The sequence below is a fragment of the Streptomyces sp. A0642 genome (assembly GCF_004795105.1).
Classification (GTDB): Bacteria; Actinomycetota; Actinomycetes; order Streptomycetales; family Streptomycetaceae; genus Streptomyces.
Genome location: NZ_SSBL01000001.1, coordinates 578,999 through 594,137, shown reverse-complemented (window position 1 = coordinate 594,137; position 15,139 = coordinate 578,999). Strand labels below are relative to the sequence as shown.

Genomic DNA, 15,139 nt, shown 5'->3' with positions numbered 1-15,139 from the left:
CACATGGGGAAGACCAAGACGCTCGCAGGTGCATTTCTGGCCCTCGCGACACTGACCGTCACCGGCTGCAGCGGCGGAGGGGCGCCGTCGACCGAAACGGCCGCGGCCCCCACCGACCCGAGCAAGGCAACCGGCACCATCACGGTCCTGACCCAGCGGACGGACCTGGTCCAGAACGGGGCCATGGCCGCCTACGCGGCGGAGTTCAACAAGATCTACCCCAAGGTCAAGGTGAAGTTCGAGGGCCTGACCGACTACGAGGGCGAAGTCAAGATCCGGATGAACACGGAGGACTACGGCGACGTCCTCATGATCCCGGCCGCGGTCTCCAAGAACGACTACCCCAAGTTCTTCGCCCCGCTGGGTGCGTCGATCGAGATGGCGGACAAGTACCGCTTCACCGACAAGACGACGGTCGGCAGCAAGGCGTACGGCATCGCCCAGTTCGGCACCGCCAACGGCTTCGTCTACAACAAGGCCCTCTGGAAGAAGGCCGGCATCACCGCCTGGCCGAACTCGCCGGAGGAGTTCCTCGCGGGCCTCAAGGCGATCAAGTCGAAGACCGGCGCCACCCCCTACTACACCAACTTCAAGGACGGCTGGCCGCTGGTCCAGTGGACGAGCAACGTCGGCTCGGTCACCTGCAGCGAGGAGGCCACCAACAAGCTCGCCGGCCCGGTCTCGCCGTGGAAGTCGGGCGGCGAGCTCCAGGTGATCGACTCCCTTCTGTACGACATCGTCAAGGACGGACTCTCCGAGAAGGACCCCAGCACCACCAACTGGGAAGCCTCGAAGAGCAAGCTCGCCAAGGGCGAGATCGGCACCATGATGCTCGGCTCGTGGTCGATCACCCAGATGAAGGACGCCGCCAAGAAGGCGGGGAAGAACCCCGACGACATCGCCTTCATGCCCGTCCCCGTGCAGCGGGAGAACGGACAGTGCGCCACCCTGGTCTCCGACTACCAGCAGGCCATCAACGCGCACTCCGACCACAAGGAAGCGGCCCGGGCCTGGATCGACTGGTTCACCGAGAAGTCCGGCTACTCCGCCAAGGAGGGAGCCGTCCCCACCCTGAAGGCGGCTCCGATGCCCGCCACCCTGAAGGAATTCGTTGACAACGATGTCACCTTCGTGGAGCGTTCGGAGAGCAAGACCGGCGCGGTGAACGACATCGACAACGCCGCAGAGATCGGGCTCAACAAGCCCGACTACCGCCAGAAGCTGATCGACATCGCCCGCGGAGCCCAGAAGGGCAGCCTCGAGGACTACTTCACCGAGCTCAACAAGAAGTGGGACGAGGCAGCGAAGACCGCCGGCTCCTGACCCGGTGAGGGGGCCCCGGCCGTACGACACCGGCCGGGGCCCCGCCCTCCCGCGCACACGGGATGACGACGCGGACGACGAAAGGCCCGACATGACCCAGACGACCGAGGTGGCGAGCGTGAAGACGCACCGTGCAGCGCCCTCACGTCGCAAGACCACGCAGAGCGGTTACAGCCCCCGAGGGCGCAGGACATGGGGCCAACTGCTCCGCCGCGCGACCCCATGGCTGTTCCTGGCGGCACCCCTGGTCCTGCTGATCACGTTCACCTACGTACCCGTGGGGAACATGATCTATTACAGCTTCACGGACTGGGACGGGATCAGCCCGGACCGGAACTTCACCGGAGTGGACAACTACGTCCAGATCTTCACCCGGCCCGAGCTCTTCCGGGTGTTCTTCGTGAGCTTCTACTACCTGGCCGCTTCCGGGGTGCAGATCGTCATCGCGCTGTACTTCGCCACGGTGCTCAGCTTCGATCTGCGGTTCCGCAACCTGTTCAAGGGCCTGCTCTTCTTCCCCTACCTCATCAACGGCGTGGCCATCGGATTCGTCTTCCTGTACTTCTTCCAGGACGGCGGCACGCTGGACTCGGTGCTGTCCTGGTTCGGGTCGGGGACCGACCACGCCTGGCTGGGCGACCCGGCATCGGCCAACACCTCGCTCGCCGGCGTCTCGGTCTGGCGCTTCACGGGACTGAACTTCGTCCTGTTCCTCGGCGCCATCCAGTCGATCCCCGGCGAGCTCTACGAGGCGGCCCAGCTGGACGGGGCGACACGGTGGCAGCAGTTCCGGCACATCATCGCCCCGAGCATCAGGCCCGTCCTGAGCCTGAGCATCATCCTGGCGATCTCCGGGTCGCTCGCCGTCTTCGAGATCCCCTGGATCATGACCAGCGGTGCGACCGGCACCTCGACGTTCGTCATCCAGACGGTGAAGCTCGCGTTCCAGTTCAACAAGACCGGTCTGGCGTCGGCGGCCGCTGTGGTGCTGCTGCTGATCATTCTGCTGATCACCTGGATCCAGCGCCGGCTCGTGCCCGACGAAAAGGTGGACCTCGTATGACCACGGCCCCGCAGACCGCCGCGCCCACCCGCCCGGCGCCCACCCGCCCGGCGCCCGGCCGCTCCGTGCCCGGACCGCGACAGGTCCGAGTCCGCGGCCGCGTCGGCCGGACCTTCGTCTACCTGTCGCTCGTCATCGCCTCGCTGGTGGTACTCCTCCCCCTCGCCGTCGTCTTCCTCACCTCCCTGAAGACGTCCGAGGAAGCCACCGACGGCGGTGCGCTGTCCCTGCCGGGCGACTGGCTGAACTTCGACAACTACGCCACCGCGTTCTCCGACGGCCACATGCTCACGGCCTTCGGCAACACCGCGTTCATCCTGCTGTTCTCGATCACCGGCACCGTGATCATCGGGTCGATGACCGCCTACGCCATCGACCGCTTCCACTTCCGGGCCAAGAAGCTCATCATGGCCCTCTTCCTGATCGCCACCCTCGTGCCCGGCGTCACCACACAGGTCGCCACCTTCCAGGTCGTCAACAGCTTCGGGCTGTTCGACACCCGGTGGGCCCCGATCCTGCTCTACATGGGCACGGACATCGTGTCGATCTACATCTTCCTGCAGTTCATCCGCGGCATCCCCGTGTCCCTGGACGAGGCCGCGCGGCTTGACGGGGCGAACTCCTTCACGATCTACCGCAAGATCATCTTCCCGCTGCTCAAGCCGGCGATCGCGACCGTGGTCATCATCAAGGGGATCACCGTCTACAACGACTTCTACATCCCCTTCCTCTACATGCCGTCCCAGGAACTCGGCACGGTCTCCACGGCCCTGTTCCGGTTCAAGGGACCGTTCGGAGCGCACTGGGAGAACATCTCGGCGGGGGCGGTGCTGGTCATCGTTCCGACGCTGGTCATCTTCCTGTTCCTGCAGCGCTACATCTACAACGGGTTCGCGCAGGGAGCGACGAAGTAGTCCCGCACCCCGGGGGCCTCGCGGGGCGGGGGCTTCGCGGTCTGGGGGGTGCGGGTGCTCCGCGGGGCGGCGGTGCTCCGGCGGGCCGGTTCCGTCCTCAAGCGCCGGACGGGCTGTGGTGGTGCGGGTGCGCGGTGTTGTGCGGGTGTTCGCCTCTGTCCGGTGGGTGGGGGTGGGGGCCCTCCGGGGAGACTCCTCAGAAATGGCATGTGCGACTTGGTGGGAAAACGACTGGGGTCGTACGCCATTTCCTACGGGGACTCCCCTGCACGCCCCCACCCGGCCTCGTCTGCGTCTGCACACCGGCGAGACGACGGCCGCAGACGCAAGACGGGCGGGTTCGGGGGCGTGCAGGGGAGTCCCCGCAGGACGACGAACAGATACCCGGGTGCGACTGCGTACCGGCGGAACGTTCGTCGTTCGAGGAGACGCCCCGGAGGGACCCCGAACCCCCACCCACCCGGGTACCGCGCCTCCGCACCACGGTGCACCTGCACACCCCAAGCCCGTCCGGCGCTTGAGGACGGAACCCCGCGCCCCGGAAAAGGGCAACCACGACAAGGCGCCGCCCCCCGCAGGGGACCCGCGCCCCGGCAAGGGGCAACCACGACAAGGCACCGCACCCCGCAGGGGCACCGCGCCCCGGAAAAGGCAGCCAAAACAAGGCACCGCCCCCCCGCAGGGGGGCGGCTGAACCGGTTAATGTCAGGCGCGCGTCACGCCCCCGCGTCCACCGTCGCGCGGAAGACCTCGCCCTCTCCCTCGACCGTCAGCCGTTCCCCCGCCGGGGCGTACGCCGAGCCGCCCGGCCGCAGCGTGAGCGACCCGAACGGGCTGGTCAGGCGGATGTGCCCGCGCGTGCAGACGAGGATCTGCGGAGCGGTCGCGTCCAGGACCGTGGGCACGTCCGCGGCAGGGCGGATACGAGAGAGGCGGAAGTCGTCCACGGGGGCGGGGTAGACCTCCTCTCCCCCGCGCGCGGCGGGCAGCAGGACGCGTACGGGAGCAGCGGTGAACCTCACCACGCGGAGCAGTTCGTCGGGGTCCACGTGCTTGGGGGTGAGGCCGCACCTGAGGACGTTGTCCGAGGCCGCCATGAGTTCGACGCCCAGTCCGCGCAGGTAGGCGTGCGGGACGCCGGCGCCGAGGAACAGCCCTTCGCCCGGGGCGAGCCGCACATGGTTCAGCATGAGGGCCGCCAACAGTCCGCCGTCGCCGGGATGGGCCTGGGAGACGGCCTCGTACGCCTCGAAGGCGGACCGGTGCGGCCCCGCGGTCCGTGCGGCGCGAGCCACCGCCGCGGCGACCGCGTCGATCAGGTCCTGGGAGGCGGCGAGGAAGGCGGAGAACACCGCGCGCAGGGCGGACTCCTCGGGTTCCCCGCGCAGGGCCGCGGCGTGGGGTGCGAGTTCGGGCAGGCCGAGGGCGTCGAGCAGGCCGGCGCATTGCGCGGGCGGCCTGAAGCCGCAGAGCCCGTCGAAGGGGCTGAGGGCCACGATCATCTCGGGCTTGTGGTTGTCGTCCCGGTAGTTGCGGTGCGGGGCGTCGAGGGGGACGCCCTGGGCTTCCTCGATCTTGAAGCCGACGGCGGCCTGCGCCAGGTCGGGGTGGACCTGGAGCGACAGCGGGGAGTCGGCGGCGAGGAGCTTGAGGAGGAACGGGAGGCGGGGCCCGAACCTGCGCAGCGTCGCCTCCCCCAGTTCGGCAGCCGGTCCCGCCTCGATGAGCGCGTCGAGCCGTGCGGTCCCGGAGGCGCGGTGGACCCGCGAGGGGGCCGACGGGTGCGCGCCCATCCACAGCTCCGCCTGGGGCGTGCCGTCGGGCTCCGTCCCCGTCAGCTCGGGCAGTGCGGTGGTCGAGCCCCAGGCGTAGGGGCGAATCGTGTTGACGAGCTGGTCCACGGGTGGTTCCTTCCAGGAGCCGCCGGACGGGGCGGCTGGCGACGGGTCAGGAGTGCAGGGCCGGTTCGGGCCGGGGACGGGCGCCGAGCCGGGCGGCCGCGGTGGCCGCGGCTCCGATGAGTCCGGCGTCCTGGGCGAGGCCGGTGGGCACGATGGAGATGCCGCGCGTGAAGTCGAGTACGGCGTAGTCGTCCATGCACCGCCGCAGGGGCGCGAACAGGACGTCACCGGCCTGAGCGACGCCGCCCCCGATGACGACGCGCTCCAGCTCGACGAGGGCGGCGGTCGCCGCGATGCCCGCGGCCAGGGCCCGCGCGGCCCTGCCGTAGGCCGCGAGCGCCCGGTCGTCGCCGGACCTGGCCGCTTCGGCGACCGCGGCCGCGTTCGGCGCGACGCCGGCCGGGGCGGTCCATCCGAGCGCGCGGGCGTGGGCGGCGATCGCCGTTCCGCTGGCGAGGCTCTCGACGCAGCCCGGTGCCCCGCAGGCGCAGCGGGAACCGGCCAGGTCGACGGTGATGTGCCCGATGTGCCCGGCGTTGCCCGTCCGCCCCGCGTGCACCCTTCCGTCGAGGATGAGTCCGCCCCCGACCCCCGTGGAAACCACCATGCAGAGCGCGTTGTCGATCCCGCGTGCGGCGCCGAGCCAGTGCTCGGCGGCCGTCATGGCGACGGCGTCCCCGACCAGTACCGGAAGGATTCCGAGCGGCAGTTTCGGATGCGTCCGTACGAGTTCGGTGAGCGGGAAGCTCCGCCAGCCGGGAATGTTCACCGGGCTGACCGTGCCGGCGACGGTGTCGACGGGGCCGGCGCTGGCGACGCCCAGGCAGGTCAGCTGTTCCCAGGCGGGATGGGCCGCCAGTTCGTCCAGCACCGCCATCACCGCCCCCGCCAGTTCGGCGGCGGGCCGGGTGGCCGGCGTCGGGCACTGGGCCCGCGCGACGAGGCGGCCTTCCTCGTCGACGAGCGCGCCCGCGATCTTGGTACCGCCGATGTCGAGTGCTCCGTACACCATCAAGGTTCTGCCCTTTCCTGAAGGGGCGCCCGATCGCCCCGAGGCGATACTGTGCCCCGTTCTGACAACGTTGTCTAGCTCGCCGTGTTTATTAAAGTAATGGTTTAGCAAAGGAACGGTACCCTGACGTCCCGCAGCCCGAGCGGCGACTATGGGCGCATGCCCCTCCCTGAACCGGAACGGCCCGGCGCCGGCCCCACGCTGGAGCACCTCCTCGCACTGATCGCCACCGGCACGCTCGACGTCGTCGCGGCTCCGTGCGGCACCGGGGTGCCCGTGTCCGACGTGGTGCTGCACGACGCCGGCGAGGAGAGGGACGAAGACGCGTGGGCGGCCACCGGGCTGGTCCTGCTCGCGGTCGGCGTGGAGGTCTCCTCGCCCGACGCGGCCGGCGTGCTGTGCGCGGCGGACCGCGCCGGGGCCGCGGCCGTGGTGATGCGGCGCGGTGCCCGGGGGCCGCAGGCGGCCCTGCTGGAAGCGGCGGAGCAGGGGCGTACGGCGCTGCTGACCCGGCCACCCGGCCAGGGCTGGACGGAGGTGCTCGGCCGGCTGCGGACGGCGCTGGCGCACAGCCTTCCGGACGGGGCCGGGGGCGCCGCCGGGGTGGACGGGCTGCGCCTGGGCGATCTGCCGGGCCTGGCCAACACCGTGGCGGACCTCGTCGGCGGCGCCATCACCATCGAGGACCCGCAGTCACGCGTGCTGGCGTACTCGCGTATGGCGCACGAGCCCGATCCGCTGCGCAGGCTCACGATCCTCGGGCAGGAGGTGCCCCGCTGGCGGGTCGCCGAACTGCGGGAGAGCGGCTTCTTCCAGGCGTTGTGGAGCACCGACGACGTGGTGCGGCGTCCTGCCGACGACCGGTACGCCGAGCGGCTGGCGGTCGCGGTGCGCCACGGGTCGGAGGTGCTCGGCTCGATATGGGCCGCCGCCGACGGGCGGCCGCTGGCCGAGGACGCGGTGGCGGCGCTGCGGACTGCGGGCCGCGCGGCCGTCCCGCACCTGTCGCACCACCGGACCTGGGGCCGGGTCGCGGCCCGGGCGCGTGAGGGGGCGGTGCACGCGCTTCTGGCGGGCAGTGTCCAGGCCGCGCACGACGTCGGAATCGTGCGGGGCCGGCCCTACGCCGTGATGGTGGCGGAGGCGCACGACGGCCGGGAGCCCGCACCGGGTGACCTCGGGGACCGGGTACTCGACGTCCTCGCGCTGCAGGCCGCCGCCTACCGCCCCGGGTGCGTGACAGCGCGGTCGGGGCAGCGGCTGTACGTCTTGGTACCGGCCGCGGACGATGAGACGGACCCCGCGCGCACGCTGCTGACCGCGGCCCGTTCGGTGCCGCGCGGCGTGGTCTTCGCCGGTGCGGGGCCCGTGGTGGCGGACCTGGCGGAGCTGCCGGCCTCCCGCGACGCCGCGAAGCTGGTGGTACGGGTGCTGCGGGACCGGGCCGCGCGCCTGCCCGCCTCCGGGGCCGGGTCGGCGGTGGCGTCGTACGCGGAGGTGGCGTCCGAGGCGGCGGTCCTGCGGCTGCTCGACCGGATGGATCCCTTGTGGGGGGCGCTGTCGGGGCCGGTGCACGCGATGCTGGAGCACGACCGGGCTCACGGGTCGCGGTACGGCGCGTCGGTCGCCGCGCACCTCGACGCCTTCGGTGACACGGCCGCCGCCGCGGAGCGCCTCCATGTGCACCCCAACACCCTTCGGTACCGGCTGCGCCGGGCCCGGGAACTGTTCGGCGTGGACCTGGCCGACCCCGCCGTGCGGCTCCTCGCGGACATCGGGCTTCGCCTGCGCGCCGCCCGGCCCTGACCCGCCGGTGAGGAGCCGGCTCCGGGGAGGAGCTTCGGGGTGCGGGGGGCCGTCGGCGTGATCGTTCACCTGTCCGGCCGGACAGGGCGACCGGCTCTTCCTGGTGGCGGACGATGAAGACATGCCGGGCCCCGCGCACCGAAGCTGGGCACAACGGCCCGCAGGCCGGGCGGTCCCTCACGGAGGAGTGTGGTCCCAGGTGGCTTCCAGTTCGGCCCTTCCGCGCGAGCGCGCCCGCGAGGCGGCCCTCGCCCATGCCGTCGACGAGGGGCTGCTCGGGCCCGGTTCGCCCTTGGTCGGCCTCCTCGACGTCGATGGCGTGCTGGCGGCGGTGAACGCGCTCAAGGAAGCGTTCGAAGGCCCGGCCACGGTCCACCACACGTTCGCGGCCAAGGCCTGCGGACTCGTGCCCGTACTGCGGCTGCTCGCCGAGGCCGGCATGGGGTGCGAAGTGGCCTCGCCCGGCGAGCTGGAACAGGCCCTCGCGGCGGGCTTCAGCCCCGGCCGGCTGGTCTTCGACAGCCCGGCGAAGACGGTGGGTGAACTGGAGTTCGCGCTCGACCACGGCGTCGCGGTGAACGTGGACAACTTCCAGGAGCTGGAGCGCGTCGACCGCCTGCTGGCCGGCCGTGAGCCGGCCGGCCCGGTCGGCCTACGGGTGAACCCCCAGGTCGGCGCCGGCGCCATCGGGGCGATGAGCACCGCGACGGCGACCTCCAAATTCGGGGTCCCGCTACGCGACCCCGGAGCCGTCGACGCGGTGATCGACGCCTTCGCCCGGCGCCCCTGGCTCAACCGCCTGCACGCACACGTCGGCTCCCAGGGCTGCCCGCTGCCCCTCATCGCCCAGGGGATCGGCGCCGCCTACGCGCTCGCTGAGCGGATCAACCATCAGCTGGGGCACGCCCGGATCACCGGCCTGGACATCGGCGGCGGCCTGCCCGTCAACTTCGGCGGCGAGGACGACCGCCCCACGTACGCCGACTACGTCGCCGAACTGCGCCGCGCCACCCCCGGACTCTTCGACGGCCGCTACACCCTGGTCACCGAGTTCGGCCGCTCGCTGCTGGCGAAGAGCGGCACCATCGGATCGGTCGTCGAGTACACCAAGTCGGCCGGCGGCCGGCGGATCGCCGTCACGCACGCCGGAGCCCAGGTGGCCACCCGTACCGTGTTCATGCCGGACGCCTGGCCGCTGCGCGTCGGCGTGTTCGACCCCGCGGGCCGTCCCAAGGAGGGGCCGCACCAGGTCGTGGACATCGCGGGGCCGTGCTGCTTCGCCGGGGACCTGACGGCGACGGCCCGCGAACTCCCGGCGATCGGTCCGGGGGACGTCGTGGCGCTGTACGACACCGGTGCGTACTACTTCTCCTCGCACTTCTCGTACAACTCCCTCCCCCGGCCTGCCGTGTACGGCTACCGCACGGATGCTTCCGGGCGGGTCCGCCTCGCCCTGATCCGGGAGGCCCAGACGGTCCGCGAAGTCGTCGAGGAGAGCGGCCTCTCCCACGCGGACGCACTCGTCGCGCTGTGCGCGGACGGGCCCGGACAAGGCCCTAGCCGCTGACCCCGCCGGCCGACGGGCCGCCCGGCACGGCCGGGGAGGCGGGCCCCGCCCGTCGTCCGGGCGGGTCCTCGCCGGCCGGCGGATCCATCGGGTGCGGGCGCAGGACCATGAGCGTGCCTTCCGAGGCCGCCACCATCGCGAAGGGGAACCGGTCGAGTTCGAGGCAGAGTGCGACGTCGTCGGGGTGGACTCCCTGCCGTACGCCCTGCGCCAGCTCGGTGGCCGCGCGCGACGCGGCAGCGCGGCGGAGGGAATCGGCGGCGTCCGGCACCGCCCCCGTGGCCCTCCCGGCGATGTACCGGGCACAAGCCAGGTCCTCCTCGGCCTTTCCGTCCTCGCCGGTGACGACGAACGTGACGCCGTCGCTCCCGCGCTCCCGCAGGAGCCGGGCCGTCGCCTCCGCGACCACGAAGGCGGCGCACAGCACCAGGGGGGCCTCCTTGACGGCGAGGGCCCCGACGGTCCCCGCCGTGGTCTTCTGCACCACGGTCCGGCCGCCGAGATCCGCCGACCGCAGCAGGCCCGGCGAGTTGACCGCGTCGAACCCGGGCGCGGGCGGGCCGTCCTTGAGTGCCACCCAGTCCGGGTGGAGAGCCTTGAGAGCCAGGGCTTCGTCCAGCGACGCGGCGAGGACGATCTTCTCCGCGCCTCGGGCGAAGGCCCAGGCGGCGACGGTGTACGCCCGCATGACGTCGACCACGACCGCCACCGAAGGCACGTCGGCCAGATCAGGTATTCCAAGGAAACGAGGGTTCATTCCGGACATGATCACGCATGGCCGCCCGCGTCGCACGGATGTCCGCAGCACGCCCCTGCCGCCCGCGCCGGTTGTTCCGGCGCGGGCGGCAGGGGCGAGCGGTCATACCGGGAGCAGCTTCCCTCGGCGCACAGGGAGCGCCTTCGGGTCACCTGACCTGTGGTCAGATCCTGCCGCGCGCCAGCCGGGTCAGAGGGCCCGTCGGCGGCTTGGCGGTCGACCGCCCGATCGCGAAGGCCGCTCCGGCGACGCCGGCGACACCCGCCGCGGCTCCGGCCGCCACTGCCCTTCTGTGCTTGATGACGGTCCAGGCCGTGGTGGCGGCGCCCGCCGCCTTGGCGGCGTTGGCCGTCACCGCCTTCCGGCCGTGCTCGAGACCGGTGGCCGCGGCACGCCCGATGCGCCGGGTGGACTCCCCGGCCGCCTGGATGCCGTCCGAGGCCGCGTTCTTGGCGCCCCTGGCCGCCGACTGCGCCTTGCCGGCCTGCTCGTCGACCGCCGCGGTCGCGGCGCCGGCCGACTTCCGGGTCGAGGTGGCCGCCTTGCGGGCCGTGGTGGTCCTGCCCTTGCTCGGCGTGGAATTCTTGGTGTCCTTGCTTTCTGCAGTCATGGCCTTCCTCCTTGCCTTGAGTGATGCGATGAAACCTGGACCGGAACCGCTCAGGCGCCGTTCTGCGGAAGCAGGGAGCCGAGCGGCCCCAGGTCGAGGTTGAGGTCGTCCATCGTCAGGTCGTAGCGGTCGCACAGCTCTGTCATGCGTTCGTGCAGGATCATCAGCGTCATGCCGATCCGCTCCTCCTGCGGTTCGCTCAGGTCGCCCTGGTCGACCCGGTGGATCGCGGTGCGTTCCATGAGCTGGCGAAGCAGTTCGACGATGGTGAGCACCAGCTTCATGAGGTCCCGCTCCACGGACTCCGGGTCGGTCTGCAGCCGCTGGGCCGCCGCGGAGGGGCCGTGCTCGTCCGACGGTACGGGGCTGAGCCCGAACGCCCGGGCCGCCGCGTGCGCCACCGCTTCCGGTGCGGCGGAGGCGCCCGTGGCGCCGCGTGCGTCATCGATGAGGGTCATCGTGTCCTCCTCCCCCTGGTGTGCGGGCGGTTGGCAGGTTGCTCGCGTCCCGTGCGCCCCCGGACCGTGACGTCACCACGGGGCCGGCTCCTCACCGGTGACCGACCGGATCACCGCGCGAAGACTGATGTGGACGAGGTCCACGTCGGCGATGGACAGCACGAGATCGCCGGTGAGCACCGCCCCACCGTTCAGCAAGCGGTCCAGCAGGTCGATCAGCGCGACGGGCGGGCCGCTTCGGGGGCCGGCCTCGCCGAGGACGCCGCCGACGAGGTCCGTGGTCATCGCGCCCCACCGCCGTCCGTGTCGTGCGCCGCCAGGGCGGTGGCGAACGAGTACGGCGCCCACGGCCCGGTCACCTCGACCGACACACCGGGGGCGCCGTCGGCCAGCGTGGACAGCTCCTGGCGGAGCCGCTCGGTGTGTTCCCGGGGCACGAGATAGGCCTCGTTGGCCACGTTCACGCCGGGACGGGAGGCGAGCTGCCCCTGTTGCGGACGGTGGACCGCCCGCGCGGTGGCGTGGCTCTCCGCCACCTGCGCGGCGCGGGCGGCCAGGGCGGACGCGGTCCGGTAGGCGTCCTGGCTGCTGTGCTGCTGCGCCCGGCGCTGCCGCAGATAGGCGCGGCCCGCCCCGGCGCCCGCGGATGCCCCGGCGGACGGCTCCGGCGCGGCGACCGCGCGGGGGTCGGCGTACACCTTCACCCCCAGCTCGACCTGGCCTTCCAAACGCCCCAACAGCTCCTGGAACTCGCTGCGTTGCCGGACCAGCATGTCGGCCACCCGGGCGTCGTCCAGGTAGACCGTGGCCAGCCGCATCGGCAGGACCGACGTCTCGGCGAACGCGGCGTCCACCACGGCGTGGTGGGCACGGGCGACCGCTTCGAGCCTGTCCAGGTCCTCCATCTGCGCGGTGAGGCCCCCCTCGCTGAACGTGTCCGCCGGTACGGCGGAGACCAGCGCGCACAGCCCTCCCCCGCCGACCGGGCGCAGGGGCCGGCCGTCCACGCCCGGCAGCCGGGCGGCCAGCCCGTGGAGGGCGGGGGTGTCACGGCCGACGGCGTAGACGTACGTCACGTCCTCGACGTCCGGGTCCGTGAAGCCGGCGGGTGGGTTGGGCAGGGAGCTCATCGTTCCTCCTCCTGGTGGGCCGCAGCGGCCTGCCCCTCGGCCTCAGCGGGCCCCGGGAGCCCCGCGGCCGATCGCAGACGGGCCAGCTCGGCACGCAACTGCTCGTTCTCCGCCGCGAGGGCTTCGCTCCCCGACCCGTCCAGGGCGTCGGCCTCGCGCGGGGCGCGTCCCTCCGTCTCGCGAGGGGGGCGGGCCCGTGAGGAGAGCGAGGGATCGTTCTCCCACCAGTCGATGCCCATCTCCTTCGCCTTGTCGACGGAAGCGACGAGCAGGCGGAGCTTGATGGTGAGCAGCTCGATGTCGAGCAAGTTGATCTGGATGTCGCCGGCGATGACGATGCCCTTGTCCAGCACCCGTTCCAGGATGTCGGCGAGGTTGGCCGACCCGCCCTGCTGCCCGTACGCCGGGGCGCCGGCCCGGGGGGCGGCTGGCAGCCGGCCGGCGAGTGAGTCGGACACGATGTCTCACGCCTTTCCGTGGTTTCGGTGCGGGTGCCTGCGCGGTCTTCGAGTCACCGGTCGGCGTGTGCCGCACGGCGTCGGGAGCGGCGAGCCGGGCGGGGCTCCTCCTCCGCCTCGTCGTCCTGTTCCTCGGCCTCGGGGGCGTCCTCGTCCGCCGCTTCCTCGTCCGCCGCTTCCTCGTCCTGTTCCGTGTCGGCGGCGTCCTCGTACGCGGGCTCCTCCTCGTCCTCGGCGTCCTCCGGCTCCTCCCACTCGTCCGCCGGGGGCTCCTCGTCGTCGTACGCGCCGTCGGCTTCGTCCTCCGGCCGCTCGTCCTCGGCCGGCTCGTCCTCGGCCCGCTCGTCCGCGTCGTCCCGAGGGTGCTCGTCGTCGGGCCCGGCGCCCTCGTCGTTCCGCGCCTCTTCCTCTTCGACCGCTTCGTCGTGGGTGAGGACGACTTCTCCGTCACGGATCTCGCCGCGCCAGCCGTCGGTCGCCTCGCCGCGCATCATGAGGAACTTGCGGTAGAGCTTGAGGTCGAGCCGGGCGCGGCGGCCCTGGGCGCGCCATATGTTGCCGGTCTTCTCGAACAGGCCCTTGGGGAAGTACTCGAGGACCAGCAGGACGCGGGTGAGATCCTCGGTGATGGCGTGGAAGGTGACCACGCCCTTGACCGTGCCCTTGGCGCCTTCGGTGGTCCAGGTGATGCGCTCGTCGGGGACCTGCTCGGTGACGTTCGCCTTCCAACTGCGGGTGGACTTGGCGACCTTCACCTTCCAGTTGCTGGTGGTGTCGTCCGCCTTCTCCACGCTCACCACGCCCTTGGCGAACGTGCTGAACTCCTGGAACTGCGTCCACTGGTCGTACGCCTCGCGGACCGGCACGCCGACGTCGATGTCCTCGACGACGGTGACGCTCTTGGACTTGCCGCCGCCGGACTTGCGCCCCTTGCCGAACCAGCCCTTCACCTTGTCCTTGACGGTGTCCTTGAGGTGGGAGGCGCCGGCGGTCAGGGCGGCCTGAGCGGGGGACTTGCCTTCACCGAGGGCCTTGCCGCCCTTGGCGAGGCCCTTGAGTGCGCCGCCCCCGCTGCCCGGCTCCGCGAGCTTGGACACCGACTCGCCCAGGCGATGGCCCAGCTGGGTCACGGTGTGTTCCGCCCGGGTCCGCAGGTAGTTCTGCAGCTCGTCCTTGAGGCGGTCGGTGGCCGGGTTCGCGAGCACGGCGTCCTTGATGCCGCCACGTGCGGATTCAGGCATCGTCGCCTCCCCGGGCCTTGCGGGCGCCGGAGGCCGCGGTCTTACGGGCGGCTCCCGTGCGCTTGCGCGCCGGGGCGGAGGACTTGCCCGTACTCCCGGACCTGCTCCCGGACCTGCCGGTACCGGACGAGGACCGGCTCTTCGAGGCGGCGGCCTTGGACCCGGACTTCGCGGCGGCCTTGCGCGGGGCGGGCTCTCGCTCCTCGCCCTCGTCCTGGTCCGCCTCGTCCTCGTACTCCGCCTCGTCCTCGGGCTCGTACGCGTCCTCGTCGTCGTTCTCCGGACCGGTCCCCAGGGCCCGGGTGCGCTTCTGCAGCGAGTCGGCGAGGCTGCCGGCCCGCTGGGTGACGGCCTTGGTGGCCGCCGTTCTGGTGGCGTCCACCAGCTCCTTGCGGACCTGGTCGTTGAGAGAACCCAGAACCGGTGAGTCGGCCAGCATTCTGCCGATCTGCCGCGGGTCGAGATCGATCTTCTTGCCTATGAGGAACATCCCGAATCCCAGGGCGAGTTTGGCCTTCTTGGTACGCCCCAGCAGGTATCCCCCTACCAGAGCGGCGCCGATCTTGGCATGCTGTGTCATCGTCGATGCACCTCGAATCTCCCCCGGTCACGTGTAGGTGTGGGTGTGGGTCACGGTGTCTGCCGTGTACTGCGTCGGTACTCCTCGATCTCATCGAGCCGGTCGAGGAGTTCGTCCTCGCGCCGGTCGAACTCCTCGTCGTCGATGAGGCCGTTGTTCAGGTCCCGTTCCAGTTGCGCGAGCTGGGCGCGCACCGGCTCGGGGTTGTAGAACTCCTCCTCGGCGGCGTGGACGACCTGGTCGAGGACCCAGGCCGTGCCCCGGACGGGAGCCAGCGGCAGGGTCAGGATGCCGGTGATGAAGCCCATGAAGGCTGATC

The 15,139-nt window shown here is 71.7% G+C and carries 16 protein-coding genes; 5 read left to right on the top strand and 11 right to left on the bottom strand.

Annotated features, from left to right (window positions below; genetic code table 11):
* Window positions 1-3 precede the first annotated feature (3 nt).
* The 3 genes from E6R60_RS02495 to E6R60_RS02485 all read left to right on the top strand — a co-directional run bounded on the left by E6R60_RS02495 (window position 4) and on the right by E6R60_RS02485 (window position 3,300).
* A complete protein-coding gene (locus E6R60_RS02495; protein WP_136324676.1) occupies window positions 4-1,323 on the top strand; it encodes an ABC transporter substrate-binding protein in 1,320 nt (439 codons plus the stop codon).
* Window positions 1,324-1,414: 91 nt separating this feature from the next.
* The gene (locus E6R60_RS02490; RefSeq protein WP_136324675.1) at window positions 1,415-2,386 is read left to right on the top strand and encodes a sugar ABC transporter permease; all 972 of its coding nucleotides are present in this window, start codon (window positions 1,415-1,417) and stop codon (window positions 2,384-2,386) included.
* Window positions 2,383-3,300, top strand: a complete 918-nt coding sequence (locus E6R60_RS02485) for a carbohydrate ABC transporter permease (RefSeq protein WP_240802362.1) — start codon at window positions 2,383-2,385, stop codon at window positions 3,298-3,300. Before E6R60_RS02490 ends, E6R60_RS02485 begins: the two co-directional genes overlap by 4 nt.
* Window positions 3,301-4,016: 716 nt before the next feature.
* Here the strand turns inward: E6R60_RS02485 and manA are convergent.
* Entirely contained in the window at window positions 4,017-5,201 is a 1,185-nt protein-coding gene (gene manA / locus E6R60_RS02480; protein ID WP_136324674.1) for a mannose-6-phosphate isomerase, class I, read from the bottom strand.
* Between the two features lie 46 nt (window positions 5,202-5,247).
* Window positions 5,248-6,213 carry an ROK family protein gene (locus tag E6R60_RS02475; RefSeq protein WP_136324673.1) on the bottom strand — a complete coding sequence of 322 codons (966 nt, stop codon included), beginning with the start codon at window positions 6,211-6,213 and terminating at the stop codon, window positions 5,248-5,250.
* A gap of 159 nt (window positions 6,214-6,372) precedes the next feature.
* Here E6R60_RS02475 and E6R60_RS02470 point away from each other — a divergent pair, with 159 nt between their 5' ends.
* The gene (locus E6R60_RS02470; RefSeq protein ID WP_136324672.1) at window positions 6,373-8,019 is read left to right on the top strand and encodes a helix-turn-helix domain-containing protein; all 1,647 of its coding nucleotides are present in this window, start codon (window positions 6,373-6,375) and stop codon (window positions 8,017-8,019) included.
* Window positions 8,020-8,218: 199 nt separating this feature from the next.
* Window positions 8,219-9,586, top strand: coding sequence for a diaminopimelate decarboxylase (locus E6R60_RS02465; protein WP_240802361.1), 1,368 nt, complete (start codon window positions 8,219-8,221; stop codon window positions 9,584-9,586).
* On the opposite strand, the gene E6R60_RS02460 is transcribed toward E6R60_RS02465, so the two are convergent.
* The 9 genes from E6R60_RS02460 to E6R60_RS02420 all read right to left on the bottom strand — a co-directional run bounded on the left by E6R60_RS02460 (window position 9,576) and on the right by E6R60_RS02420 (window position 15,128).
* Window positions 9,576-10,343 (bottom strand): 2-phosphosulfolactate phosphatase, encoded by a 768-nt coding sequence (locus E6R60_RS02460; protein ID WP_136324670.1) that lies wholly within the window; start codon window positions 10,341-10,343, stop codon window positions 9,576-9,578. The genes E6R60_RS02465 and E6R60_RS02460 overlap by 11 nt on opposite strands.
* A 163-nt stretch (window positions 10,344-10,506) precedes the next feature.
* Window positions 10,507-10,953 carry a hypothetical protein gene (locus E6R60_RS02455; protein ID WP_136324669.1) on the bottom strand — a complete coding sequence of 149 codons (447 nt, stop codon included), beginning with the start codon at window positions 10,951-10,953 and terminating at the stop codon, window positions 10,507-10,509.
* A gap of 50 nt (window positions 10,954-11,003) precedes the next feature.
* A complete protein-coding gene (locus E6R60_RS02450; RefSeq protein ID WP_136324668.1) occupies window positions 11,004-11,411 on the bottom strand; it encodes a gas vesicle protein K in 408 nt (135 codons plus the stop codon).
* A 72-nt stretch (window positions 11,412-11,483) separates the two neighbouring features.
* Window positions 11,484-11,696: a gas vesicle protein gene (locus E6R60_RS02445; protein ID WP_136324667.1), complete on the bottom strand. Its 213-nt coding sequence runs from the start codon at window positions 11,694-11,696 to the stop codon at window positions 11,484-11,486.
* On the bottom strand, window positions 11,693-12,541 hold the full coding sequence (locus E6R60_RS02440; protein WP_136324666.1) for a GvpL/GvpF family gas vesicle protein: 849 nt from the start codon (window positions 12,539-12,541) through the stop codon (window positions 11,693-11,695). The genes E6R60_RS02445 and E6R60_RS02440 overlap by 4 nt, the downstream gene beginning before the upstream one ends.
* Window positions 12,538-12,999 (bottom strand): gas vesicle protein, encoded by a 462-nt coding sequence (locus E6R60_RS02435; RefSeq protein WP_136324665.1) that lies wholly within the window; start codon window positions 12,997-12,999, stop codon window positions 12,538-12,540. Before E6R60_RS02435 ends, E6R60_RS02440 begins: the two co-directional genes overlap by 4 nt.
* A 53-nt stretch (window positions 13,000-13,052) precedes the next feature.
* The gene (locus E6R60_RS02430) at window positions 13,053-14,240 is read right to left on the bottom strand and encodes an SRPBCC family protein (protein ID WP_136324664.1); all 1,188 of its coding nucleotides are present in this window, start codon (window positions 14,238-14,240) and stop codon (window positions 13,053-13,055) included.
* Window positions 14,233-14,820, bottom strand: coding sequence for a hypothetical protein (locus E6R60_RS02425; RefSeq protein ID WP_136324663.1), 588 nt, complete (start codon window positions 14,818-14,820; stop codon window positions 14,233-14,235). Before E6R60_RS02425 ends, E6R60_RS02430 begins: the two co-directional genes overlap by 8 nt.
* Before the next feature lie 50 nt (window positions 14,821-14,870).
* Window positions 14,871-15,128, bottom strand: a complete 258-nt coding sequence (locus E6R60_RS02420) for a gas vesicle protein GvpG (protein WP_136324662.1) — start codon at window positions 15,126-15,128, stop codon at window positions 14,871-14,873.
* Window positions 15,129-15,139 lie beyond the last annotated feature (11 nt).